At 67.6% G+C, this 23,410-nt stretch carries 19 protein-coding genes; 11 read left to right on the top strand and 8 right to left on the bottom strand.

What is annotated here, in order from left to right; translation table 11 throughout:
* Nucleotides 1–145: 145 nt before the first annotated feature.
* Together UN84_RS07820 and UN84_RS07825 are read left to right on the top strand one after the other, a co-directional pair.
* Nucleotides 146–1,054 carry a LysR family transcriptional regulator gene (locus UN84_RS07820; RefSeq protein ID WP_046078685.1) on the top strand — a complete coding sequence of 303 codons (909 nt, stop codon included), beginning with the start codon at nucleotides 146–148 and terminating at the stop codon, nucleotides 1,052–1,054.
* A gap of 81 nt (nucleotides 1,055–1,135) precedes the next feature.
* Nucleotides 1,136–1,687 carry a DUF3833 domain-containing protein gene (locus UN84_RS07825; RefSeq protein WP_046078686.1) on the top strand — a complete coding sequence of 184 codons (552 nt, stop codon included), beginning with the start codon at nucleotides 1,136–1,138 and terminating at the stop codon, nucleotides 1,685–1,687.
* A gap of 110 nt (nucleotides 1,688–1,797) precedes the next feature.
* Here the strand turns inward: UN84_RS07825 and UN84_RS07830 are convergent, their stop codons facing one another.
* The 4 genes from UN84_RS07830 to gorA all read right to left on the bottom strand — a co-directional run bounded on the left by UN84_RS07830 (nucleotide 1,798) and on the right by gorA (nucleotide 5,872).
* A complete protein-coding gene (locus tag UN84_RS07830) occupies nucleotides 1,798–2,190 on the bottom strand; it encodes an ectoine synthase (RefSeq protein WP_035593206.1) in 393 nt (130 codons plus the stop codon).
* A 116-nt stretch (nucleotides 2,191–2,306) separates the two neighbouring features.
* Nucleotides 2,307–3,575 (bottom strand): diaminobutyrate--2-oxoglutarate transaminase, encoded by a 1,269-nt coding sequence (gene ectB, locus UN84_RS07835; RefSeq protein ID WP_046078687.1) that lies wholly within the window; start codon nucleotides 3,573–3,575, stop codon nucleotides 2,307–2,309.
* Nucleotides 3,576–3,667: 92 nt separating this feature from the next.
* Nucleotides 3,668–4,246 (bottom strand): diaminobutyrate acetyltransferase, encoded by a 579-nt coding sequence (gene ectA, locus UN84_RS07840; protein ID WP_035593201.1) that lies wholly within the window; start codon nucleotides 4,244–4,246, stop codon nucleotides 3,668–3,670.
* A gap of 258 nt (nucleotides 4,247–4,504) precedes the next feature.
* Nucleotides 4,505–5,872: a glutathione-disulfide reductase gene (gorA, locus tag UN84_RS07845; RefSeq protein WP_046078688.1), complete on the bottom strand. Its 1,368-nt coding sequence runs from the start codon at nucleotides 5,870–5,872 to the stop codon at nucleotides 4,505–4,507.
* Between the two features lie 160 nt (nucleotides 5,873–6,032).
* Here gorA and can point away from each other — a divergent pair, with 160 nt between their 5' ends.
* The 8 genes from can to UN84_RS07885 all read left to right on the top strand — a co-directional run bounded on the left by can (nucleotide 6,033) and on the right by UN84_RS07885 (nucleotide 14,994).
* On the top strand, nucleotides 6,033–6,686 hold the full coding sequence (gene can, locus UN84_RS07850; protein ID WP_035593195.1) for a carbonate dehydratase: 654 nt from the start codon (nucleotides 6,033–6,035) through the stop codon (nucleotides 6,684–6,686).
* Between the two features lie 167 nt (nucleotides 6,687–6,853).
* A complete protein-coding gene (locus tag UN84_RS07855; protein ID WP_107181902.1) occupies nucleotides 6,854–8,428 on the top strand; it encodes an ABC transporter substrate-binding protein in 1,575 nt (524 codons plus the stop codon).
* Nucleotides 8,429–8,532: 104 nt separating this feature from the next.
* Nucleotides 8,533–9,579 (top strand): ABC transporter permease, encoded by a 1,047-nt coding sequence (locus tag UN84_RS07860; protein WP_046078689.1) that lies wholly within the window; start codon nucleotides 8,533–8,535, stop codon nucleotides 9,577–9,579.
* Nucleotides 9,576–10,532 (top strand): ABC transporter permease, encoded by a 957-nt coding sequence (locus UN84_RS07865; protein ID WP_035593190.1) that lies wholly within the window; start codon nucleotides 9,576–9,578, stop codon nucleotides 10,530–10,532. The genes UN84_RS07860 and UN84_RS07865 overlap by 4 nt, the downstream gene beginning before the upstream one ends.
* A gap of 106 nt (nucleotides 10,533–10,638) precedes the next feature.
* Nucleotides 10,639–11,658, top strand: coding sequence for an ABC transporter ATP-binding protein (locus tag UN84_RS07870; protein WP_046078690.1), 1,020 nt, complete (start codon nucleotides 10,639–10,641; stop codon nucleotides 11,656–11,658).
* Nucleotides 11,658–12,731, top strand: a complete 1,074-nt coding sequence (locus UN84_RS07875) for an ABC transporter ATP-binding protein (protein WP_046078691.1) — start codon at nucleotides 11,658–11,660, stop codon at nucleotides 12,729–12,731. Before UN84_RS07870 ends, UN84_RS07875 begins: the two co-directional genes overlap by 1 nt.
* Nucleotides 12,732–13,048: 317 nt before the next feature.
* Nucleotides 13,049–13,969, top strand: a complete 921-nt coding sequence (locus UN84_RS07880) for a LysR family transcriptional regulator (RefSeq protein ID WP_046078692.1) — start codon at nucleotides 13,049–13,051, stop codon at nucleotides 13,967–13,969.
* Nucleotides 13,966–14,994, top strand: a complete 1,029-nt coding sequence (locus tag UN84_RS07885) for a hydrolase (RefSeq protein ID WP_046078693.1) — start codon at nucleotides 13,966–13,968, stop codon at nucleotides 14,992–14,994. The genes UN84_RS07880 and UN84_RS07885 overlap by 4 nt, the downstream gene beginning before the upstream one ends.
* On the opposite strand, the gene msrA is transcribed toward UN84_RS07885, so the two are convergent.
* The 4 genes from msrA to UN84_RS07905 all read right to left on the bottom strand — a co-directional run bounded on the left by msrA (nucleotide 14,975) and on the right by UN84_RS07905 (nucleotide 22,407).
* The gene (gene msrA, locus UN84_RS07890) at nucleotides 14,975–15,589 is read right to left on the bottom strand and encodes a peptide-methionine (S)-S-oxide reductase MsrA (protein ID WP_046078694.1); all 615 of its coding nucleotides are present in this window, start codon (nucleotides 15,587–15,589) and stop codon (nucleotides 14,975–14,977) included. The genes UN84_RS07885 and msrA overlap by 20 nt on opposite strands.
* 34 nt (nucleotides 15,590–15,623) lie before the next feature.
* A complete protein-coding gene (gene tamB / locus UN84_RS07895) occupies nucleotides 15,624–19,643 on the bottom strand; it encodes an autotransporter assembly complex protein TamB (protein ID WP_046078695.1) in 4,020 nt (1,339 codons plus the stop codon).
* A gap of 77 nt (nucleotides 19,644–19,720) precedes the next feature.
* Nucleotides 19,721–21,583, bottom strand: coding sequence for an autotransporter assembly complex protein TamA (tamA, locus tag UN84_RS07900; protein ID WP_052719315.1), 1,863 nt, complete (start codon nucleotides 21,581–21,583; stop codon nucleotides 19,721–19,723).
* A gap of 29 nt (nucleotides 21,584–21,612) precedes the next feature.
* Nucleotides 21,613–22,407 (bottom strand): hypothetical protein, encoded by a 795-nt coding sequence (locus UN84_RS07905; protein ID WP_046078696.1) that lies wholly within the window; start codon nucleotides 22,405–22,407, stop codon nucleotides 21,613–21,615.
* Nucleotides 22,408–22,683: 276 nt separating this feature from the next.
* Between UN84_RS07905 and UN84_RS07910 the strand changes: the two genes are divergently transcribed.
* On the top strand, nucleotides 22,684–23,262 hold the full coding sequence (locus tag UN84_RS07910; protein ID WP_035593170.1) for a superoxide dismutase: 579 nt from the start codon (nucleotides 22,684–22,686) through the stop codon (nucleotides 23,260–23,262).
* The last annotated feature ends 148 nt before the right edge of the window (nucleotides 23,263–23,410 follow it).

A 23,410-nucleotide genomic window follows, 5' to 3' on the forward strand; every position in this document is an offset into this window, starting at 1 on the left:
TCCAATCGAAACTCGTGAAGAATTCATATGGTTTGTCTATCGATTGCGTCCTACAAGGTCGGATTGTATAGATGGGTTCAATGAAATGACGCGACGACCCGATGGTGTCGCGCCCTTCCGCCCGCGATGACCGACAGGATCCGACATGGACATCAAGCAGCTGAAGTTTCTCCTCGCCCTGGCCGAGACGCATCATTTCGGCAAGGCCGCCGAGCGTTGCCACGTGACGCAGCCGACGCTGTCCATGCGCCTGCGCGCCCTGGAGGAGGAACTGGATCTGGTGCTGGTCAACCGCGGCCATCGGTTCGAGGGGCTCACCGAGGCCGGCGAGCGTATCCTCGCCTGGGCCCGTTCCCTGCTATCGGCCCACGACGGGTTGCAGTCGGAGGCGGCCAACTGCCGAGGTCAGCTGGTGGGCACGTTGCGCCTGGGCATGGTACCGCTGGCGGCCATCGACCCCATGCAGCTCATCCAGCCGCTGAATCGCGCCTTTCCGGAGCTGCGCTTCGCCCTGCAGTCGCAGAGCTCGGAGCGCATCATCGACGACCTCAATCGCAACCAGCTGGATATCGGGCTGTGCTATCTCGAGCCGCTGGACGCGACCGATTTCGACGTCATTCGCCTCGGTGCCACCGACATGGGGCTGCTGCACGATACCCGCTACTTCACCTTCGAGGAGACGACGACGCTCGACTGGTCACGTCTCGACGGTCTGCCCCTGGGACTGCTGACCAAGGGAATGCACTATCGTCACTCCATCGGCGTCAGTTTCCGCCGCCACGGCCTGGATCCGTCCCCGGTGCTGGAGAGCGACTCCACCTTCCAGCTCGTACAGGCCGTCGGCGCCGGACTCTGCTGCGCGATCATGCCCTTGAACAGCGGCATCGAGGCGCTCAGCGAGCACCTGCGCATGATCCCCATCGCCGAGGCCAGCACCCAGGCGCCGATGGGGCTGCTGATGCGTCGCACCGAGCCCCGCTCCGCCCTCGCCGAGCAGTGCTTCGCCGAGATTCGCACGCTGTTTCCGGAATCTGATGATATGCCGACAGCCTGATGCCAGATCTGACCGGCTCGGATGGCACCCACGCCACCGCTCCGCTATATTATTGTACAAATTCGATTCAAGGATTCTGCAATGTATAGAAAGCTGTTGGGCCGGGGCCCGGTCGTCTGGCTGGCGATGGCGCTGATGCTCGTCGGCTGTGCCGGTGCCGATGTGGCGCGCTATGCGGGGACCACGCCGCGGCTCGATATCGCCGACTACTTCGAGGGGCAGACACGAGCCTGGGGCATGGTGCAGGACTACAGCGGCGAGGTGCAGCGCCGCTTCACCGTGGACATCGACGGCAGCGTCGAGGGCGATACCCTGACCCTGGATGAGCGTTTCGCCTATGCCGACGGCGAGACCGATCGCCGCGTCTGGACCTTCGAGCGTCGCGACGGTGGCCGCTGGGAGGGGCGCGCCAATGATGTCGAGGGCGTTGTGGTCGCCCGCCAGGTCGGCCATGTCTTTCATATGAGCTATCCGCTCGAGGTGACGGTCGACGGACGCGATCTCACCTTCCAGATGGACGACTGGATGTACCTGCAGCCCGACGGTCGGCTGATTAATCGTACGTCCATGAAGAAGTTCGGCTTCACGCTGGCGGAGATCACCATCGTCTTCGATCGCGACGCCCCGCGCTAGCCGATGTCGAGTGGCGTCCGCTCACCGGTACTCGCCTCTTGCCGAAACGACACGGCCCCGACTCCTGGTGGAGTCGGGGCCGTTGTCGTCATGGCCTGGGCGGCTGATGATCAGTCGTCGGCCGGGGCGTAGGAGCCATCCTCGCGGTGCACCTCGTTGCCGGTCAGGCCCGGGGTGAACACGCAGGCCAGGTGCATGGTCTTGGTGGCCCGCAGCAGGTGCTCGTCGTGCTGATCGAGGATATAGATGTCGCCCGGCTTGATCGGCCAGATCTTGCCGTCGGCCAGGGTCTCGACCTCGCCCTCGCCCTCGATGCAGTACACCGCCTCGAAGTGGTGCTTGTAGTGGATATGGGTCTCGGTGCCCTCGAAGATCCGGGTGATATGGAAGGAGCAGTTGCCGCCGTCATCGGCCAGCGACAGACGGGTGCTGTCCCAGTTGCCGTTCTCGGCGGTGACCAGGCGGTCGGTCTGGCGGGCTTCCTCGAGATTGCGAACGATCATTGGCGCTCTCCATGGGGTGTCTGGTGTGACGGGCGGTCGGGCCTGATCCCGTTCGATCGAGGCCGCCGCCGATGACCGCCCGCCTCGTCGTCAACGAGGCGGGCCAGGGGAATCGATCAGCTCAGGGCCTGGCGGGCGCTGGCCTCGAGAATGTCCAGGGCCTCGATCAGGTCCTCGTCGGGAATGGTCAGCGGGCACAGGCACTTGACCACTTCGCCGTCCTGGCCGCTGGTCTCGATGATCAGGCCGTTCTCGAAGGCCTGGCCGGTGATCTTGTCGGCGATCGCACCGCTGCCCACGTCGATGCCACGCATCAGGCCGCGGCCACGTTCGCTGGCCTCGATGCCGCGCTCGTCGGTGAGCCAGGCGGCGATCTTCTGGAAGCGCTCCTCGACGATGCGGCCCTTGCGCTGCACGTCACGCTCGAAGACGTCATCGCTCCAGTACTGGCGCAGCGTCGCGGCGGCGGTGGTGAAGGCCAGGTTGAAGCCGCGGAAGGTGCCGTTGTACTGGCCCGGCTTCCACTTGTCGAGCTCGGGGCGCATCAGCACGTGGGCGAACGGCAGGCCGAAGCCGGACAGCGACTTGGAGTTGGTGACGATGTCCGGCACCACGTCGGCATGTTCGAAGCTGAAGAACTTGCCGGTGCGACCGCAGCCGGCCTGGATGTCGTCGACGATCAGCAGGATGTCGTGGGCGCGGCAGATGCCTTCGAGACGCTTGAGCCAGTCGAGGCCGGCCACGTTGATGCCGCCCTCGCCCTGCACGGTCTCGACGATCACGCCGGCCGGCACGTCCAGGCCGCCGGACTTGTCGCCGAGCAGCTTCTCGAAATAGTCCAGGGTGTCGGTGGCTTCGCCCATGTAGCCGTCGTACGGCAGGAAGGATGCCCCCTGGGTCGGGACGCCGCCGGTGGCCTCGCGGAACTTGCGGTTACCGGTGGTGGCCAGCGCCCCCATAGTCACGCCGTGGAAGCCATTGGTGAAGGTTACGATGTTGTGACGGCCCTTGGCCACGCGGGCCAGACGGATGGCCGCCTCGACGGCGTTGGTGCCGGTCGGCCCCGGAAAGTGGACCTTGTAGTCCAGGCCCCGCGGTTTGAAGATCACTTCCTCGAGGGTCTCGAGGTAGTCGCGCTTGGCGGCGGTCCAGAAGTCCAGGCCGTGAACGATGCCGTCGCTGGCCAGGTAGTCGACCAGGGCCTGCTTGATCTTGGGGTTGTTGTGACCGTAGTTCAGGGTGCCGGCGCCGGCCAGGAAGTCGATGTACTCGCGGCCCGTCTCGTCGGTCAGGCGCGCGTTCTGCGCCTTGGTGAAGACGACCGGGAAGGAGCGTGAATAGGTCCGGACGTCGGATTCCATGCGTTCGAGGGTCTGGGTCTGCATTGCGACCTCCTGTCGGGAAACGGAAAAAGGATGAAGGAAACGATCGGGTGTCGCGGCGCCGGCGGGATGTGCCGGCGCCGCGACGGGAGACATCAGATGTCGGCAGTCTGGAAGGGGCCGATGCGCACGAGGTTCTCGGGGTCGTGCTCACCGCCAAGCTGATCGGTGGAGAAGTATTCGCGGCTGTTGAGCGGCGCCTGCCAGCGGTCGGCCAGTCGGCGGAACAGCCCCCAGGACGCCTGATTGTCCGGGGTGATGGTGGTCTCGAGGTGATGTACCTCGGAAAGCTCCGGGCGGGTCATCACGGCTTCCACCAGACGGCGGGCCAGGCCGGTGCCACGGGCCTTCTCGCCCACGGCGACCTGCCACAGGAAATAGGTGTCAGGGCAGTTGCTCTTCACGTAGCCCGAGACGAAGCCGACGATCTCGCCTTCCTCGTTGGTGGCCACGGCACAGCTGTCGCGGAACTGGGTGGCCAGGAGCAGGTAGGCGTAGGCGGAGTTGACGTCCAGCGGCGGGCAGGACTTGACCAGTTCATAGATCCCCCAGCCGTCGTCCGGGTTCGGCTTGCGGATGAACAACGGGGCGGTCTGATGACCGACGACGGTGTCGGCGATACTGGGCCGGGCAAGCTCGGCGGAGGGAATGAAAGGCTCTGTGGTCGCGTTCATTATCATGTTCGCTTAGCGAATTCGGGAATTATCATAACAGCCACTTATTACTATTTCAAAAGCCATGTTATCCAGGCGGCAGAAAACCATAAACATACATTATGGATTTCGCGGAAACACTGCCATGGCGGGCTTTTCACAGCATAGTCCCGCTTCGTCTCCAGGGCCTTCCGGGCTACCAACGCAAGCGGGCCACCCGGTCAGGGTGGCCCGCTCATGTGGCGATGACGTGACGGCGAGATGTCGCCGTCGGTGGCGTCAGTTCCGGGTCGGCGTGCGCATGGTCACGAATTCCTCGGCGCCGGTGGGATGGATGCCCACGGTCTGGTCGAACTGGGCCTTGGTCAGTCCGGCGCGCACCGCGATGGCGATGCCCTGGATCACCTCGCCGGCCTCGTCGCCCACCATGTGGGCGCCGACTACCACGTCGCTCGCGTCATCGACGATCAGCTTCATCAGGCAGCGCTCGCTGCTGCCGGACAGCGTGTGCTTCATGGGGCGAAAATCGGCGCTGTAGACGCGAATGGCATCGAAACGCTCGCGGGCGGCCTCTTCGGAGAGGCCCACGGTGCCGATGTTGGGATGACAGAACACCGCGGTGGCGATGCGCTCGTAATCCAGCGGTGCCGGCGTGGTGTCGCCGAAGTGGTGCTCGACCAGCTTCATCGCCTCTTCCAGCGCCACCGGGGTCAGCTCGGGGCCGTCGGTCACGTCGCCCAGCGCCAGAATCGACGGTACCGAGGTCTCGAAGCGCTCGTTGATCTTGAGCTTGCCGTCGTCGCTGGTGGCCACGTCGAGCTTGTCCAGCCCCAGGCCCTCGAGGTGCGGGCGACGGCCGGTGGCGGCCAGCACGGCGTCGACTTCCAGGGTCTCGCCGCTGGTCAGGGTGACCTTGAGCCCGCCCTCGACCTTCTCGATGGTCTCGATGTTGGTGCCGAAGTGCAGGTTGACGCCCTTCTTGGCCATCTCGTCGCGGGTGAACTCGCGTACTTCCTGGTCGAAGCCGCGCAGGAACAGGTCGCCACGGTAGATCAGGTGGGTGTCGCTACCCAGGCCGTTGAAGATGCTGGCGAACTCCACGGCGATATAGCCGCCGCCGAGCACCAGAAAGCGTTCCGGAAAACTGTCGAGGTCGAAGACGCGGTTGGAGTCCAGCGTCAGCTCCTTGCCCGGGAAGTCCGGCACCCAGGGCCAGCCGCCCACGGCGACCAGGATCTTCTCGGCGCTGATGGTCTCGCCGCCGACGCTGACGTGATGGGCGTCGACCACGCTGGCGCGGCCGTTGATCAGCCGCACGCCAGCGTTGTCGAGCAGCCGGCCGTAGATGCCGTTGAGGCGCTTGATCTCGCCGATCTTGTTGTCGCGCAGGGTCGCCCAGTCGAAGGTCGGTGCCTCGGGCAGGTTCCAGCCGAAGCCGCCGGCGTCCTCGAAGCTGTCATGGAAATGGGCGGCGTAGGAATACAGCTTCTTGGGCACGCAGCCGACGTTGACGCAGGTGCCGCCCAGGTAGCGATCCTCGGCCACGGCGACGCGGGCTCCGGTGGCGGCGGCGGTGCGTGCGGCGCGCACGCCGCCGGATCCCGCCCCGATGACGAAGAGGTCGTAGTCGAACTCGGACACAGGCATCTCCTGATAGATGAATGAGAATAAGGGGATGGGCGTGAAGTGGCAGCGATCATACCAGCCGTCGGCAGCCCCCGGGAGGCCCGTCGCCATTGACCGGCGCTATGTCGGTAATAAAAAATGCGAGTGGTCCGCAGCCCCGATCATAAGAGACCCCTTCTCAATGAAAACCGAAATGCAGCAGCTGCTCGAGCGCAACCGCGCCTGGGCGGAGAGCGTCAGCCGGGAAGATCCCGATTTCTTCGCCCGCCTCTCCCAGCAGCAGAATCCCGATTACCTGTGGATCGGCTGCTCGGACTCCCGCGTCCCGGCGAACCAGATCATCGATCTGCCGCCGGGCGAAGTCTTCGTCCATCGCAATGTCGCCAACCTGCTCCATCACAACGACATGAACGCCCTGTCGGTGGTGCAATACGCCGTGGACGTGCTCAAGGTCAAGCACATCATGATCGTCGGCCACTACGGCTGTGGCGGGGTGAAGGCGGCGGTGACCGGCGGCGAGTGCGGCATCGTCGACTACTGGCTGCATTCGGTACGCGAGCTCTACAGCCTGCATCGCCCGGACCTCGAGCGCCTGCCGCTGGGCGAGCAGGTCGATCGCATGTGCGAGCTCAACGTCCGGGCACAGGTCAACAACCTGTGCCGCACCAAGATCCTCCAGCGGGCCTGGCAGCGTGGCCAGCCGCTGGCCGTGCACGGCTGGGTCTACGGCCTGAACGATGGACTCGCCACCGACCTGGACTGCAGCGTGACCGGCCTCGATCAGGTCTCGACCCTGTACCGGATCGACCGCGTGGCGCCCTCCGGCGACGACTGATCCTCTGCCGCCCAGGGCGCCTATTCGCCGGGCGCATGACGCCTCTCGTTATTTCGATTGTCCTGACGCCGCGGAACTCTCTATGTTGAATGCCGGACCGGAACAAACGGTCGTTCGCCTCATTCCGGGGCGCTACGCATAACAATCCATCCGGCATGGAATCCAACATGACAATCAAGAAGACTCTTCTGGCCAGCGCCGTCGGCGCGGCCATGACCGCGGCTGCCATCGCCCCGGCCGCCCAGGCCGAGACCACCCTCAGCATGGCCTACGATGCCGATCCGGTGTCGCTCGACATCCACGAGCAGCTCTCCGGCGGCATCCTGCAGCTCTCGCACATGACCTTCGATCCGCTGGTGCGCTGGAACCAGGACCTCGAGTTCGCGCCGCGCCTGGCCACCGACTGGGAGCAGGTCGACGACACCACCCTGCGCATGACCCTGCGTGAGGGCGTCGAATTCCACAGCGGCAATGCCTTCACCGCCGATGACGTGGTGTGGACCGTGGAGCGTCTCAAGCGCAGCCCCGACTTCAAGGCGATCTTCGCGCCCATCGACTCGGTGACCGCGGTCGACGAGCACACCGTGGAGTTCACCACCGAAAAGCCCTACCCGCTGCTGCTCAACCTGGCGACCTATATCTTCCCGATGGACAGCCAGTTCTACAGCGGTGAAGACGCCGACGGCGATCCCAAGGACGAGATCGTCAAGAACGGCAATTCCTACGCCTCGCGGCATCTCTCCGGCACCGGCCCCTTCGAGGTCACCGAACGCCAGCAGGGCGTGCGCGTGGTGTTCGAGCGCAACGACGACTACTGGGACGAGGAGTCCCCGGGCAACGTCGACGAGATCGTGATGACGCCGATCAGCGAGAACGCCACCCGCGTGGCCGCCCTGCTCTCCGGCGACGTCGATTTCATCGCCCCGGTGCCACCCAACGATCTGGAACGCATCCGCAACGACGACGATACCCAGCTGGTCACCATGTCCGGCACCCGGATCATCCTGTTCCACATGAACCAGGAGCGGGTCGAGGCCTTCCAGGACCCGCGGGTGCGTCAGGCCTTCGCCTACGCCATCAACCAGGAAGGCATCGCCGACCGGCTGATGAAGGGCTTCGCCACCCCGGCGGCCCAGATGTCGCCGCAGGGCTATGCCGGTCACGTGGACGGCCTCGAGCCGCGCTACGACGTCGAACGGGCCAAGGAGCTGATGGCCGAGGCCGGCTATGAAGACGGCTTCGAGATCACCATGATGGCGCCCAACAACCGCTACGTGAACGATGCCAAGATCGCTCAGGCGGTGGCCGCCATGCTGGCGCGCATCAACGTTACGGTGGATCTCAAGACCCTGCCCAAGGCCCAGTACTGGGGCGAGTATGACGATCGCGTGGCCGACATGATGATGATCGGCTGGCACGCCGACACCGAGGACTCGGCCAACCTGCACGAGTACCTCACCGCCTGCCCGGATGCCGACAGCGGGGCCGGTCAGTACAACGCCGGCAACTACTGCAACCCGGAGCTCGACGCCCTGGTCGCCGAGGCCAACCTGGAGGTCGACCTCGAGGCGCGTGCCGAGATGCTGCAGCAGGTCGAGCAGACCCTCCATGACGAGGCCGCCTTCATCCCGCTGCACTGGCAGGATCTGGCGTGGGCGTCCGCCGCCAACGTCAACATCGAGCCGATCGTCAACGTGATGAACTTCCCCTACCTCGGGGACCTGGTCGTCGAGGAGGAGTGATTCCTCCCCTCGCCGGCGGACCGTCGGCGAGGCCTTCCCCATCCTGACCCGGTGGTGCGCTCGGGACGAGCGTGCCACCCCGTATTGCCTACGGGACGCCACTCATGATCGCCTTTCTGATCAAGCGCCTTTTCCATGCGCTGCTGGTGATGTTCGTCATCAGCGTGATCGCCTTCGCCATCCAGGACAATCTGGGCGACCCCATCCAGCAGATGGTCGGCCAGTCGGTCCCGGAGAGCGAGCGCGCGGCACTGCGCGAGGAGCTGGGCCTGAACGACCCCTTCGCGGTCCAGTACCTGCGCTTCGCCGTCAACGCGGTGCAGTTCGACTTCGGCTATTCCTACGTCTTCAACGAGCCGACCACCGACGTCATCCTGCGCCATCTGCCCGCCACTCTGGAGCTGGTGGCCGCGTCCACCTTCCTGATCATCGCCCTGTCGATCCCCATCGGGGTCTACAGCGCCATTCGGCCGCGCGCCTGGCTGTCGCGGTTCTTCATGGGCGTGTCGATCATCGGCATCTCGATCCCGGTGTTCCTGACCGCCATCGTGCTGATCCAGCTGTTCGCCATCGGCGTGTCCTGGTCGCCCTTCCCCGCCGATACCGGCTGGGGCGCCTGGCTCAATGATCTCGTCAGCACCGACGGCGGCATGCCGGCCTACGGGCGCGGGGACCCGGTGCCGGTGTTCGGCACCTGGGAGACCAACTTCGCCTCCCTCGAGGGGCTGACCTACCTGGTGCTGCCCGCCATCTCGCTGGCCTCGATCATGCTGCCGCTGTTCATCCGCCTGATCCGCGCCGAGATGCTCGAGGTGATGCAGTCGGAGTACGTGAAGTTCGCCCGCGCCAAGGGCATCTCGCTGCGCCGCATCTATTTCCTGCACGCGCTGAAGAACACCATGCTGCCGGTGATCACCGTCGGCGGGGTGCAGATCGGCACCCTGGTCGCCTACACCATCCTCACCGAGACGGTGTTCCAGTGGCCCGGCATGGGCCTGATGTTCCTCGACGCCATCGAGCGTTCCGACATTCCGCTGATCGTCACCTACCTGATGATCGTGGGGCTGATCTTCGTGATCACCAATACCCTGGTCGACCTGATCTACGGCCTGGTCAACCCCACCGTCAAGCTGACAGGAAAGCCCGCATGACCACCTCGACTTCATCCGCTGCGAGCTCGTCCACGGCGAGCCGCTGGGAGCGCTTCCGCGACTCCTATCTGCTCTACAGCTTCCTGCGCGATCCGATCGCCCAGGTCAGCCTGGCGGTGTTCATCCTGATGGTAGCCTGCGCCGCTCTGGCGCCCTGGCTGGCGCCGATGAACCCCTACGACCTGGCGCAGATCGACATCCTGGCCTCGGAGCTGCCGCCGTTCTGGGTCGACGGCAGCGATCCGGCCTATACCATGGGCACCGATGCCCAGGGCCGCGACCTGCTCTCGACCATCCTCTATGGCCTCAGGGTCTCGCTGATCATCGGCTTCGGCGCGGTGGCGCTGCAGGCCACCCTCGGCGTGTGCTTCGGCCTGCTGGCCGGCTATCTGGGCGGGCGCGTCGATGCCTTCCTGATGCGCATGGCGGATATCCAGCTATCGTTCTCCACCCTGATGGTGGCGATCGTGGTCGGCGCGCTGTTCAAGGCGATCTTCGGCGGCGCCACCTTCAGCACCTATGCGGTGCCGCTGCTGGTGCTGATCATCGGCCTGGCCGAATGGCCCCAGTACGCGCGCACCGTGCGCGCCTCGGTGCTGGCCGAGAAGGGCAAGGAATATGTCGACGCCGCCCGCGTGATGGGGCTGCCGAGCCGGCGCATCATGTTCCGCCACATCCTGCCCAACACCCTGTCGCCGATCTTCGTCATCTCCACCGTGCAGGTGGCCAATGCCATCATCTCCGAGGCGGCGCTGTCCTTCCTCGGCCTCGGCATGCCCGAGACCCAGCCCTCGCTGGGTTCGCTGATCAAGTCCGGGTTCGACTACATCCAGTCCGGCTCCTGGTGGATCACCCTGATCCCGGGCCTGGTGCTGGTAGTGCTGGTGCTGGTGATCAACCTGCTCGGCGACTGGCTGCGCGACGTCCTCAACCCGCGTCTCTACAAGGGCTGAGGCCATGCTGCATATCGATACGTACTCAATACCCGACGGTCGCCGGCACGACGTGCTCAACCCGCGCCTCTTCATGCTGCACAAGGGCTGAGGCCAAGGAGTTTCCATGTCACTTCTCGAAGTCAACCACCTCGACGTGCGCTTCGCGCTACGCCGCGGCGACGTCCAGGCCCTGCGCGACGTCTGCTTCAGCCTGGATCGCGGCGAGCGCCTGGGGATCGTCGGCGAGTCCGGCGCCGGCAAGTCCGTGGCCGCCTTCAGCCTGCTCAACCTGATCGCCAGGCCCGGCTATATCGCCGGCGGCAGCATCACGTTCGACGGCCAGGAGCTAATCGGCCTGTCCGACCGGGCCCTGCGTCGCATCCGCGGGCATCGCATCTCGATGATCTTCCAGGACCCGATGATGACGCTCAATCCGGTGCTCACCATCGGCGAGCAGATGGTCGAGTGCCTGAAGGCCCACCGGCGCATCTCGACCCGCGATGCCCGGGCGATCTCGCTGCGCAAGCTCGAGCAGGTGCAGATCCCCTCGCCCGAGGCGCGCCTCGACCAGTATCCCCATGAGCTGTCCGGCGGCATGCGTCAGCGCGTGATCATCGCCATCGCGCTGCTGCTCGACCCGGACATCATCATCGCCGACGAGCCGACCACGGCGCTGGACGTGACCATCCAGGCCGAGATCATGGCGCTGCTGCTGGAGCTGTGCGAGGAGCACAACGTCGGCCTGGTGCTGATCACCCACGACCTGGGCGTGGTCAGTCAGGTCACCCAGCGCATGCTGGTGATGTACGCCGGCCGCGTGATCGAGCAGGGCCCGACCCGCGAGATCATTAACGACCCGCAGCACCCCTACACCCAGGGCCTGCTCAACGCCCTGCCGCAGATGGCCACGCCTGGCGAGCGGCTCAACCAGATCCCCGGCAGCATGCCGTCGCTCAGCCACCTGCCGAGCGGCTGTGCCTTTCATCCGCGCTGCGGTTTCGTCAATCGGCCCGACGGCTCGCGTCGCCAGGCCTGCGTCGACGAGGTGCCCGGCTTCGTCGCCTCGGGCAACTGCCAGGCGGCCTGCCACATGGTGGCCGAGATGATCGAACGCGAACGCATTCCGGCCGAGGAGCAAGACTGATGACCACCGCCTCTCTTTCTTCATCCACCGGCTCCACCCCGGGCGCTTCCACGGCGCCGGAAGCGGCCCAGCCGCTGCTGTCGATCCGCGGCCTGGAGAAGCGCTTCTCGCTCTCCGGCGACTTTCTCGAGCAGCTCAAGTTCAAGGGCGGCAAGCTGGTGCGCGAGCAGAAGCATGTGCACGCCATCAACGGCGTCGACCTGGACATCCGGCGCGGCGAGGCGCTGTGCGTGGTCGGCGAGTCCGGCTGCGGCAAGTCCACGGTGGCCCGCACCGTGATGGGTCTGATCACCCCCAGCGCCGGCGAGATCCGCTACGACGGTGAACGCATCGACGACCGCTCCACCAAGGAGCTGCTGCCCTACCGCCGGCGCATGCAGATGATCTTCCAGAATCCCTATGCGTCGCTGAACCCGCGCATGACCATCCAGCAGACGCTGGAGGAGCCGATCCGCCTGCACCACCCCGACTGGTCGCCGGCGAAGGTCCAGGACAAGGTCGCCGAGGTGATGAACGCGGTGGGCATCGCGCCGGACTGGGGCGCCCGCTACGGCCACGAGTTCTCCGGCGGCCAGCGTCAGCGCATCGCCATCGCCCGGGCGCTGGCGGTGGACCCGGAGTTCATCGTCGCCGACGAGCCGATCTCGGCGCTCGACGTCTCGATCCAGGCCCAAGTGCTCAACCTGCTGATGGAGGCCCAGCAAGAGCGCAACCTGACCTACCTGTTCATCACCCACGACCTGGCCGTGGTCGAGCACTTCGGCACCCGGGTGGCGGTGATGTATCTGGGCCGGGTGTGCGAGGTGGCGCCCACGGCGACGCTGTTCGCCACCCCGCGCCATCCCTACACCCAGGCGCTGATGTCGGCGATTCCCCGGCTCGAGGACGACCGCCCGCAGCACATTCGCCTGCAGGGCGAGGTGCCCACGCCGGTGAACCTGCCGTCGGGCTGCGTGTTCCACGGCCGCTGCCCGCATGCCAATGCGCGCTGCCGCGACGAGGTGCCGGCGCTGATCGCCACCGACCAGGGCGGGCAGGTGGCCTGTCATGGGGTCGAGGAAGGCCGGATTTAGAGTGGCTGAACGGGGATGATGCCGGGAGCCAGGCGTAGCGAGGGTCCTACGCCACGGGTGAGGAGCACTGCTCCGAACGGGCTGGCCATGGATGGCCAGCACTGGCCCTGCGAGCGGCGCAGGATGCGAAAGCGCCGCAGGGCGTCGGTAGCGCCCAGGGAAGGGTTCACAGCGCCCTCGCGGTGGTCCGACACTTCGGGGCTGGCTTCCGGCTGTTCCAGCCCAGCCCGCTTGTTTCGGCCACACCTGACCATCTGGTCGAATAACGCTAACCTGAGTAGACTCCCCGTCCCGGTGATCCGGCAACAAGGAATACGATGGAATTACGCTGGCTGGAAGACTTCATCGCCCTGGCGCGCACGCGCCACTTCTCACGGGCGGCGGAGACCCAGAACGTGACCCAGCCGACCTTCTCGCGACGCATCAAGCTGCTCGAGGAGGAGATGGGGGCCACCCTGATCAATCGCCAGACCCTGCCGCTGTCGCTGACGCCGGCCGGCGAGGAGTTCCTGGCGCTGTGCGAGGACGTGACCCGGCGAGTCGACACCGCCAGGGAGCGTCTCGGTCAGCTGGCCGAGGCCGACGCCAGCCGCCTGCGGCTGGCCGCGCCCCAGAGCCTGCTGGCCAACTTCCTGCCGGACTGGCTGGCCGGCTTCGACCCCGCCCCGCCGGTCACGCCTTACCTGCGCGCCACCGGCTGGCTGGCCGACGACTACTTTCGGGCCCTGGAGCGCCAGGAATGCGACCTGGTGCTCTGCTACTGGCCCGCCACGCCAGGCACGCTGCCCCTGGAAACCGAAGGCCTGGAGGCCCGGGTGCTCGGCCGCGAGCGGCTGGTGCCGGTGTCGCTGCCCGACGCCGAGGGCCGCCCGCGCTTCTCGCTTGAGGACACCGGGCGTCGCCCGCTGCCGCTGATCGCCTATCACCCCCGCGGGGTGATCGACCAATGCATCCGTGCGCACCTGCAGTCGCTCGGCCAGATGCCGACCTTCAGCGTGCTCAACGAGAGCATCCAGAGCGGCAATATCCGCGAACTGGTGGGCCTCGGCTACGGGCTCGGCTGGCTGCCGGCCCGCTCGATCCAGGCCGCGCTGTCGTCGGGAACCCTGGTTCCTGCCGGCGGCACGCGCTGGCAGGTGCCGCTGGAGATCCGCCTCTTCCGATATCGCGAGAACCCCCATCCGGCGGTGGACGCCCTGTGGCAGCGCATCCCCGATGCCAGGGCCGACGCCACATGACCCCGGAGCGCCATGACGCGGACTTCCAGGCCCCGCCGGGCCTGGCCAATCGCCATCTCCAGACCCTGCTGCCGAGGCTGCTGCCGGCGCCCTCCCCCGTGCTCAGCTGGGAGACGCTGGCGCTGCCCGACGGGGATGTGGTCGAGCTCTGCTGGATCGCGCCGGGGCCCGCCGACGAAGACGCGCCGCTGTTCGTGCTGTTCCATGGGCTGGAAGGTTCCGTGGATTCGCCCTACTCCCGGCAACTGCTCACGGCCGCCGGCGAGCGGGGCTATCGTGCTCTGCTGATGCATTTCCGCGGCTGCGGGCGGCACCCGAACCGTCGACCGCGGGCCTATCACAGCGGTGATACCGCCGATGCCCACTGGCTGTTGACCCGGTTAGCCCGGCGCTATCCCCGGGCACCGCGCATCGCCTGCGGCGTCTCGCTGGGGGCCAATATGCTGCTCAAGCTGGTGGCCGAAGACGCCCAGCGCGAGTTTCCGGCGCTGCATGGCGCGATTGCCATCGCCCCGCCGGTGGACCTTGCGGCGAGTGCCGACTGCCTGGAGCGGGGTTTCGCCCGGGTCTACCAGCGCCACCTGCTCGGCGCGCTGAAGGCCAAGGTGGCGCCGAGGCTCGACGCCGGCGAGCTGCCGTTGGCGCTGTCGTCCCGGGACCTGAACGGTCTTGGCACCCTGCGGCAATATGACGACGCGGTGACCGCGCCGCTGCACGGCTTCGCCGGTGCTGCCGACTACTATCGCCGCGCCTCGGCCGGTCCGAGGCTGGCCGGCATTCGTCTGCCGACCCTGATCCTTCATGCCGAGGATGACCCTTTCATGCCGTCGCGCCTGTACCAGGATGTCACGCTGGGCCCGGGCATTCGTCTGGAAACATCCCGCCACGGCGGGCATGTGGGCTTCATCGAACGCCGAGGCGGAAGGCTGGCGAGCTGGCTGGCGCGCCGCGTCGGCGCTCAGCTGGATGGCTGGGCCGGCGCGACGCCTTCCATGCGCGAGGCGTTCAGCCGATCGGACAGCTGACGCCGGTGCCCTTGAGGCCGCAGTAGCCGTCGGGCTTCTTGTCGAGGTACTGCTGGTGGTAGTCCTCGGCGTAGTAGAAGGTCTCGAGGGGCTCGATGACGGTGGTGACGGGGCCACGCCCGACCTGAGCCAGTGCCTGTTCGTAGGCGTCACGGCTGTGCTCGGCGACCTCGCGCTGGACCTCGTCGGTGACCAGGATGATCGAGCGGTATTGGGGACCGATATCGTTGCCCTGGCGGTTGCCCTGGGTCGGGTCGTGGGCCTCCCAGAAGTGGCGCAGCAGGGTCGCGAGATCGATCGTCGCGGGGTCGAACACGACGCGTACCACCTCGGCGTGGCCGGTGCGTCCGGTGCAGGTCTCCTCGTAGGTGGGGTTGGGCGTCACGCCGCCGGCATAGCCCACGGCGGTGACGTGCACGCCGGGCAGCTGCCAGAACAGCCGCTCGGCGCCCCAGAAGCAGCCCAGACCAAGCACGATCTCCTGCATGCCCGCCGGCCAGGGCGGTGTCATGGCGTGGCCGCTGACCGTATGGCGGCCCTGTATCTGCAGTGGCGTGTCGCGGCCCTCGGGGGCGTACAGCGGCGAAGTGGTCATCGTGTGGCTCCTTGGTTCGTCTTGCTCGTGTCGCTCATCGCGTCAGCGTCGGGGGATCGCCCGGCAGGCTGAAGGTGTAGATCAGGTCGACCGCCTGATTGGCGCCGGAGACCGCTTCCAGGTAGAGATCGCGCCACAGCTTGTAGCGCAGGCTCAGCTCGGCGATCGGCGAGAAGATCCCGACACCATAGCCGACGCTCAACCGGTCGGTCAGGTTCCCGGTCACGACGACCTGGCTGTCTTCGCCGCTGCCGGACGTGTCCAGGCTCAAGTCATCGATGCCGAAGGCCTCGCCGATCGCACCCACGGCGCCGCCGGCCTGGCCCAGGGTGACGCCGATCAGCGCCGAGGTCAGCGCCCCGTCGGCGCCGCCGCTGTCATCCGGCGCCCGGCCACGCAGCGCGTAGGACAGCGCCCGGGCCTCGTTCATGGCCGGCTCGGAGAAGATCTCCAGGCTCGGGTTGGCCGCAGGCCCGGTGACCCGAAGGCCGGCTACCACGCCATCCTGGGTGTTGTCCGGGTTGCGTACCGCCTCGAAGTCGAGCAGCGGCTGTCCCGGCGGGCCGCTGAAATAGAGGATGCCCTGACGGATGATCAGGTCCTGGCCGAAGGCCCGGAAGCGGCCGTCTTCCAGGTTGACGTTGCCGAACAGCTGCACCGGGCCGTCGGACTGGCGCACCTGCAGGTCGCCGAGCAGCTCGGTTTCCAGCCCGTAGGCCTCGAGGCGCATGTCCGGGCCCAGTACCAGGTCCACCTGAACGTCCAGTGCCATGCCGGCCTGCTGCATGGCCTCGGCGGTGCCGGCGCCCGGCTCACCGCTGGCGGCCTGGCGGTCGGCCGCTTCCGCCTCCTCGCGGGTGAGGATGACCTCGTCGGGGCTCGGCGAGACCGCCGAGGCCGGGACCCGACCAATTTCCAGCCGGGCCCAGGGCACGGCCACCTCGCCGCGGACCTGAAGCCGCTCGGGCGTGGCGCGGATCGCCAGGTCGGGGGCCAGGCGCAGGCGCCCGAAGCCCGGTAGCGCGGCCAGCAGCGGAGCCTCGCGCCCTTCCAGGTCGAGGGCTGCCTGCCAGGCGCCGGCCGAGGGCCAGCTCGCGTCGCCGACGATGTTCAGTCGGCCCTCCTCGCTTTGCAGGTAGCCGTCGATGTCGGCGCTGTCGCCGGCCAGGTCGACGGCCAGCTGGCCGTCGACCACCGACAGCGGCAGGCCGAGGCCTTCGGCACGCAGGCCGTCGAGAGCCAGACGGCCGTCCAGGCGCGGCTGCTCGCGATTCCCGGTGATGTCGATACCGGCGGCGAGCGCGCCTTCCAGGGTCTCCAGGTCGGCGATCAGCGGCCGGTAGGGCGCCAGTCGGACATCGTCGATCTCGAAGCGGCCTTCGAGCCGGCCGGTGCCCAGGGGATCGACGATGCCCAGGTCGAGTTGCATCGCCCCCTGATCGCCGAAGGTCAGCCCCAGGTCCAGGTCAGCGCGGCCCTGGTCGGCATCGAGGGCGAGCGAGAGTCCGGTGCCGGGCACCGACCAGGGCTGGCCATAGGCGTCCTCGCCGTTGATTTCGACGCGGCTGTCGAGGTTGGCGGTGGCCTGCCAGGCGCCGCCGTTCGACCATTCGGCCACCAGATCGCCCTCGGTGGCGCCCTCCACGCCCCACCCCACCGGCATGGCGTCGTTGATCAGGTCCATCGGCAGCTCGCGGATGGCCAGCTCGGCGCGGCCGCTGTCCGGCGAGGCCGACAGCGGTGCCGTCAGGCACAGCCCGCCGCCCTCGGCTCGAATCAGGCAGAACGGCTGGACGTCCACGGCGCTGGCCGTCAGATCGGCGTCGAAGGCCAGCGCCTCGTCGAGGCCGAGGCTGCCGTAGGCGGTGTCGGCGTCCAGCGGCATCAGTCGCCCGCGGTAGCGCTCGCGGGCCTCGTCCAGCGCCCCTTCCAGGGCCAGGTCCAGCGCCGCCAGCGGCCCGTCCGGGTCGCCGTCCACGTCGAGGGTCAGGCGATGCGCCGAGAGCCGGCCATCGAGGGCCAGCGCGATGGTCGGGAAGGCCTGGCCGCCGGCGGCGACGTCGTCGGCGGTCAGGCTCAGGTCGAGGCTGGGGTCGTCCAGGCCGGCCACCTCACCCGCCAGGCGTAGCCGGGCGAGGCGATTGTCGCCGAAGGCCAGCCGGTCGCCGTTCAGGGTCAAGGAGAGCTGAGGTTGCTCGAAGCTGCCGCGGGCCGCGATGTCGCCATCCAGCGCCCCGTCGAGGTCGGGATAGAGGGTGTCCAGGCGCGGCATGTCGATGCGGGCGTCCAGATCCAGGCGACTCGGCGCGACCCGGCCCGAGGCGTCCAGCCGATTCTCGCCCTGGCGCAGACTCAGCGAGGCGATGTCCCAGTTCATGTCGTGATCGCCGGACAGCTGACCCGACAGTGAAAACGGCTGCTGGGCGAGCTCGCCGTCCACGGCAAGCGTCGGCACGCCGAGCCGCCAGCCGTCGGCACTCTGGGAGAAGGCCACCTGTAGCCCACCGTTCAGCCGTCCACTCAGCCCTTCGACGAAGGGCTCGGGGTCGAAGCCGTCGACGTCGAGGCGTGCCGACATCGACAGTGCCTCGGACCAGTCGATCCGCCCTTCGCTGGTCAGCGTGCCTTCCGGCGGCGTCAGGCGCAGCGGCGTCCAGTCGAAGCGCTGCAGGTTGCCCTGACCGTTCAGCGCGAGTTCGGTGCGCGGCAGCGACGGCCCCCGGGCGGCCAGCCCCAGGCTGACCCGATAGTCGTCGAGGGTGCCTTCAGCGTCGAGATCGAGGTGCTCGACCCGCCACGGCTCGGGGGGGCCAGACGCGTCATCGCTCTCGTCATCCTCGTCGCCGGTGGTCGGCATGGCGCCAGGCAGCGGCCACTGCAGCCCGGGGCTGGTCAGCCGGGCGGTGAACGGCCGTGCCGGGTCCAGGGCGTCGAGGTGGGCCGACAGATCGGCTGCCACGGGGCCGGTGGCCGACAGTGCCACGTCCAGGTCGCCGAGATCGCCGGTCAGGGCCAGCTCGAGCCGCTGCCCGGCCAGGGCCGGCAGGCGTTCGGGCAAATAGAAGTCGGCGCCGAGGCTCACGTCGAGGGGGTAATCGTCGCGCAGGGTGACCTCGGCCTCGAGGGTGGCGTCGGCCTCCCGGGAGGTCACCGCCAGCGGGTGCACGGTCACCTGCTGATCGCGGGCCGTGACGCTGAGGTCGAGCCGGTCGATGACGTAGGCCTGGGGCCCCTCGAAGGCGGTGTCTTCCAGGGTCAGACTTGGCACCTCCACTGCCAGTGGCAGGGTGATGTCCGGCAGCCGGAGACGCTCGTCGGCGGGAGCGTCAGTCGACGGCTGCGAATCCCTCACGCCTGCGGCAGCCGGGGCGACGCTGGACGGCAGCGGCGATCGGACCGCTACCGCCGCGTCGATCGCGATGGCCGTGAGCACGTCATCGCGGCTTTCCGCCTCGCTCAGGGCGAGCCGGTTGCCCGGCGAGATCGACGGTGTGAGTCGCAGCCCGACGAGCCGCGTGGGCGACAGGGTCAGGGCATTGCCCTCGGCCTCGGCGCCGCTCTCGAAGTGCTGCCAGCGCAGGCGGGTGCCATCGGCGAGGCGCACCTCGACGTCGTCCAGCAGCAGCTCGCGCAGCGCCATCGGCAGCGGCAGACGGATCGCTCCGGGCGGGCCGCCGGCGCTCTCCTGCTCTTCCGGGGCGGGTTCGTCGGCGGCGTCGCTGGCACCGAGGCGGATGCGGGCGCCGGTCACGCCCAGGCGGTCGATGCACAGCCGGCCGTGGAGCAGGCAATCGTCGGCCCAGGCGAGCTCGAAGTCCTCGACCGCGACGCTGGCCGGACCGGCCGTCAGGCGCAGGCCTTCGATCGTCAGCGTGTCCAGGGGCGCGCCCTCGACGCGCTCGACCTCGAGCAGCCCGAGTCGCTCGGCCTGGGCGAACAGGGCGCTGGTCCCCCAGGGCGACAGGACCAGGCCCAGCAGCAGCATGACCAGGCCGATCAGCCACAGCGGCAGCAGGATCAACAGCCGGACCAGGGCCCAGCTCAGGCGGCGCATTCTCACGATGATGACTCTCGCAGGCTCAGGTGACGGGCCTCGGCCCGATGCGATGGATGCAGGTTCACGATGACGCTTCAGAATTCCGGGCCGATGGCGAAGTGGATGCGGTAGCTATCGTCGCTGTCGAACGGGTGGGCGACGTCGAAGCGGATCGGCCCTACCGGCGAGATCCAGCGCACGCCGAGGCCGGCACTGGTATTCAGCTCCTCGGGCCACCAGTCGGTGAAGGCATCACCGGTGTCGACGAAGCTGGCCAGCCACCAGGCACCGGTCAGGCGGCGCTGGGCTTCGACGCTGCCCACCAGGCGCTGTTCGCCGCCGACCAGTTCGCCGTCGGCATTCTTCGGGGCCAGACTCTCGTAACCGTAGCCGCGCACGCTGCTGTCGCCGCCGGCGAAGAAGCGTAGCGATGGCGGTACGTTGGTGAAGTCGTCGGTGACGATGCTGCCCGCGCCGATGCGACCCACGAAGCGGTAGTCGTCGCCGAGGCTGCGGATCCACTGGGAGTCGGCGTCCATGCGCAGGAACTCCGCGTCGGATCCCCAGGCCTCGCTGGAATACTGCACCGAGATCTGCTGACGATCGCCCCAGCGCGGAAAGGTCGGATTGCGCGAGCGGGTGCGGGTCCAGCGCACCCCGGGATAGACCAGCAGCACCTGATTGCTCTCGTCGGCCTGGGTGAAGTCCTCGTAGGTGGTGCGCAGGTAGACGATCTGCTCCCAGGCGTTGTCGAACTGCCAGCGACGACCGAATTCCACGCTGGCTTCCAGGGTCTCGGTGTCCTCGTTGTCCTTGTTCAGCAGGCCGTACTGCAGGCGATAGCTGTCGCGTCGCGGGTCGTCCAGCGGCATGTCGTAGACGCCGCTGAACTGCTGTTCCGGCCCCGAGAGGTAGAGATCGTGCTTGAGGCTGTGGCCGTAGCGATTGACCCAGGGCTGGTCCCAGGAGAAACGCAGCCGCGGGCCGACGTCGGTGGCGAAGCCCAGACCGACCTCGAACTGGTGGCGGTCGGCGGGGGTGACGCTGACCTCGATGGGCACCTCGGGCACTGCCGGCGCCTCGAGGGTGGCGACCGCGGCCAGCGCCGTCGCGCTGAGGCGAGGTTCGGGGACGGCCGTGGCCGTCAGGCCCTCCACGTCGAGCTCGTTGAGAAAGCCGATGGGGGCCGGCGGCAGGGCCAGCTGGCCGATGCCCGCATCCAGCAGGGGGCGCACGCTGACCGAGCCGAACCATTCGGTCTGACCGAGGCGCTGATTGAAGGTGGCCACATCGGCGGCGAGATAGGGCTTGCCCTCGTGGAACGGCGCCAGGGCCTGAAGGCGCTCGGTCTCGATGTGCTGGCCCTGGAAGTGAACCGGCCCGAAGCGATAGCGCTCGCCGCTGTCCAGGGCCAGCGACAGCCGGGCGCTGTGGGCCCAGGGGCGGATCTCCATGCGCCGCTCGGTGAAGCGCCAGTCGAAGTAGCCACGTTCCAGGGCCAGGCCGGAGAGCTGGCTGCGCAGCGCATCGAACGGCGCGTGAAGCAGCACCTCCCCTTCCTGCTGGGGATAGGCGTCGATGGCGTCTCGGAAGGGAGCGTCCTCGGCGGCGCCACCGGCCAGGTCGAAGTCGAGGCGTTCGATGCGTACCGGCTCGCCGGGATCGACGCGGATCGTCACCTCTTCCGGCGCATCGGGGTCGTCGAAGCGAACCTCGAAGGTCGGCTCGTAATAGCCGTAGACCCTGAGCGACTCGGCGGCGAGCCGGCGTACCTCGGCCTCGAGGCGCTGGGGCGAATAATCGTCGGCATCCAGCCCGTCGAGATAGGTCTCGAGGTTGTCGGCGGGGTCGCCCTCGATGCCCTCGAGGCTGGCGTCGAGGGCATGGGCAGCCCCGGGGGCCGCGAGTCCGATCGACAGCGAGGCGACCGCGAGACGGTTGGCGAGACGCTTGTCCATGATGTCGTGGGTCCCTGGCTGACGTCCTGTCACTGCCGCAGCGCTTCGAGCTGGGCGTTCATCGCCAGCTGTGACTGGCGCAGTTCCCGCAGTTCGGCCTGCAGGTCCGCGAGCCTCGCCTCTAGGGCCTCGGCTCGTTCGCGCTCATCATCGCGCGCCGTGGCCAGGGCTTCAACGTCGTCGGCGAGGTCGGACAGGGTCGCCTCGGACTCGTCGAGACGCGCGACCAGCGCTTGCTGGCGCTCGGCCTCGCCCTGCTGGGTCGTCTCCAGGGCCGCCAGGCGCTCGGTGAGAGCGGCCAGCCCCTCGCGGTTGGCCGTCTCCAGGGCCTTCATGGAGTCGCGCACCGCGGCCAGGGTCTCGGCACGTACCTCGCCGTTCTCGGCCAGGGTGGCGACCCGCCCCTCGAGGGCGGAACGGGCGTCGGCCAGCGGCGCCAGGTGTTCGTCTTGCCAGTCGGCCAGACGCTGTGCGAGACGGTCGTCCAGCGCGTCTCTTAGCGTGTTGTCCAGCCCCTCGAGTTCATCGAGCCGCGCCTGGATCTCCGACAGCAGTTCGCCGCGCCCCTCGGAGGCGTCGAAGCGGGCATGAAGGTTGGAGATATCGCCGTTGAGTCGGGTCAACCGCTGTTCCAGCCGCTGACGCTCCAACCAGCCGGCGTAGGCCAGCCCGGCCAGGGCCGCGACGAGCAGCAGGATCAGCAGCCACAGCGGCCAGACGGTCGCCTTGGGCGGGGCATGTGGCCGGTGGTGCCCGGCCAGGCTGGCATCCGGGTCCGGCACGATCGGGCGTGGCTGCCGGCGGTCTTCCGGGCGCTCTGCCATGATGGTCTCCTTGCGCGTTGCGTGTCGGCGTCCCGCCGGCGATATCGCCGGCACGCGTCCCATGCCCGAGTCCCCTGATCGGAATTGGCGGACCCTGGGGCGGGTGATATGATGCCGTGACCGGACTGGTACAGCACACTGATAGTGTACGGTTTTTTATCGAGGGAGCGAACGGGGCACGGCCGAATCCGGGCCGACATCGACCTTGCACTCCCCCAGCGCACTGGCACACCATGGGTCGCCGTGACCCATGACTAGCAACGAGGAGAAACGATAATGGCATTCGAACTGCCCGCACTGCCGTACGAAAAGAACGCCCTGGAGCCGCACATCTCCGCCGAGACCCTGGAGTACCACTACGGCAAGCACCACCAGGCCTACGTCACCAAGCTCAACGAGCTGACCGACGGCACCGAGAACGCCAACAAGTCCCTGGAAGAGATCATCCAGTCCGCCTCCGGCGGCCTGTTCAACCAGGCGGCTCAGGTCTGGAACCACACCTTCTACTGGCACTGCCTGTCGCCGAACGGCGGCGGTGAGCCGACCGGCGCCCTGGCCGAGGCCATCAACGCCAAGTTCGGTTCCTTCGAGGAATTCAAGAGCGCCTTCAACGCCAAGGCCGTCGGCAACTTCGGTTCCGGCTGGACCTGGCTGATCAAGACCGCCGACGGCGGCGTCGACATCGTCAACACCGACGACGCCGACACCCCGGTCGCCCACGGCCAGACCCCGCTGCTGACCATCGATGTGTGGGAGCACGCCTACTACATCGACTACCGCAACGCGCGTCCGAAGTACCTCGAGAACGTCTGGAACGTGCTGAACTGGGACTTCGTCGCCCAGAACTTCGCCTGATCCCCAGCGGACTCGCGAACGACAACGGCCCCGCCATCAGGCGGGGCCGTTTTGTTTCTACCGCTTATTTAGGGAGTCGGCCTCGATTTACGTCGCGAGCGAAGGCAGGCTGGTTGCCGCCGGAGCGCAGCTACCGGAGTGTAGCCTG

It is taken from the genome of Halomonas sp. HG01, assembly GCF_000968715.2.
Lineage (GTDB): Bacteria > Pseudomonadota > Gammaproteobacteria > Pseudomonadales > Halomonadaceae > Halomonas > Halomonas halophila.

Bases quoted from the DNA above. Each gene is read 5' to 3' on its own strand.
- UN84_RS07820 (WP_046078685.1), top strand. From the start codon at position 146: ATGGACATCAAGCAGCTGAAGTTTCTCCTCGCCCTGGCCGAGACGCAT.
- UN84_RS07825 (WP_046078686.1), top strand. From the start codon at position 1,136: ATGTATAGAAAGCTGTTGGGCCGGGGCCCGGTCGTCTGGCTGGCGATG.
- UN84_RS07830 (WP_035593206.1), bottom strand. From the start codon at position 2,190: ATGATCGTTCGCAATCTCGAGGAAGCCCGCCAGACCGACCGCCTGGTC.
- ectB (WP_046078687.1), bottom strand. From the start codon at position 3,575: ATGCAGACCCAGACCCTCGAACGCATGGAATCCGACGTCCGGACCTAT.
- ectA (WP_035593201.1), bottom strand. From the start codon at position 4,246: ATGAACGCGACCACAGAGCCTTTCATTCCCTCCGCCGAGCTTGCCCGG.
- gorA (WP_046078688.1), bottom strand. From the start codon at position 5,872: ATGCCTGTGTCCGAGTTCGACTACGACCTCTTCGTCATCGGGGCGGGA.
- can (WP_035593195.1), top strand. From the start codon at position 6,033: ATGAAAACCGAAATGCAGCAGCTGCTCGAGCGCAACCGCGCCTGGGCG.
- UN84_RS07855 (WP_107181902.1), top strand. From the start codon at position 6,854: ATGACAATCAAGAAGACTCTTCTGGCCAGCGCCGTCGGCGCGGCCATG.
- UN84_RS07860 (WP_046078689.1), top strand. From the start codon at position 8,533: ATGATCGCCTTTCTGATCAAGCGCCTTTTCCATGCGCTGCTGGTGATG.
- UN84_RS07865 (WP_035593190.1), top strand. From the start codon at position 9,576: ATGACCACCTCGACTTCATCCGCTGCGAGCTCGTCCACGGCGAGCCGC.
- UN84_RS07870 (WP_046078690.1), top strand. From the start codon at position 10,639: ATGTCACTTCTCGAAGTCAACCACCTCGACGTGCGCTTCGCGCTACGC.
- UN84_RS07875 (WP_046078691.1), top strand. From the start codon at position 11,658: ATGACCACCGCCTCTCTTTCTTCATCCACCGGCTCCACCCCGGGCGCT.
- UN84_RS07880 (WP_046078692.1), top strand. From the start codon at position 13,049: ATGGAATTACGCTGGCTGGAAGACTTCATCGCCCTGGCGCGCACGCGC.
- UN84_RS07885 (WP_046078693.1), top strand. From the start codon at position 13,966: ATGACCCCGGAGCGCCATGACGCGGACTTCCAGGCCCCGCCGGGCCTG.
- msrA (WP_046078694.1), bottom strand. From the start codon at position 15,589: ATGACCACTTCGCCGCTGTACGCCCCCGAGGGCCGCGACACGCCACTG.
- tamB (WP_046078695.1), bottom strand. From the start codon at position 19,643: ATGCGCCGCCTGAGCTGGGCCCTGGTCCGGCTGTTGATCCTGCTGCCG.
- tamA (WP_052719315.1), bottom strand. From the start codon at position 21,583: ATGGACAAGCGTCTCGCCAACCGTCTCGCGGTCGCCTCGCTGTCGATC.
- UN84_RS07905 (WP_046078696.1), bottom strand. From the start codon at position 22,407: ATGGCAGAGCGCCCGGAAGACCGCCGGCAGCCACGCCCGATCGTGCCG.
- UN84_RS07910 (WP_035593170.1), top strand. From the start codon at position 22,684: ATGGCATTCGAACTGCCCGCACTGCCGTACGAAAAGAACGCCCTGGAG.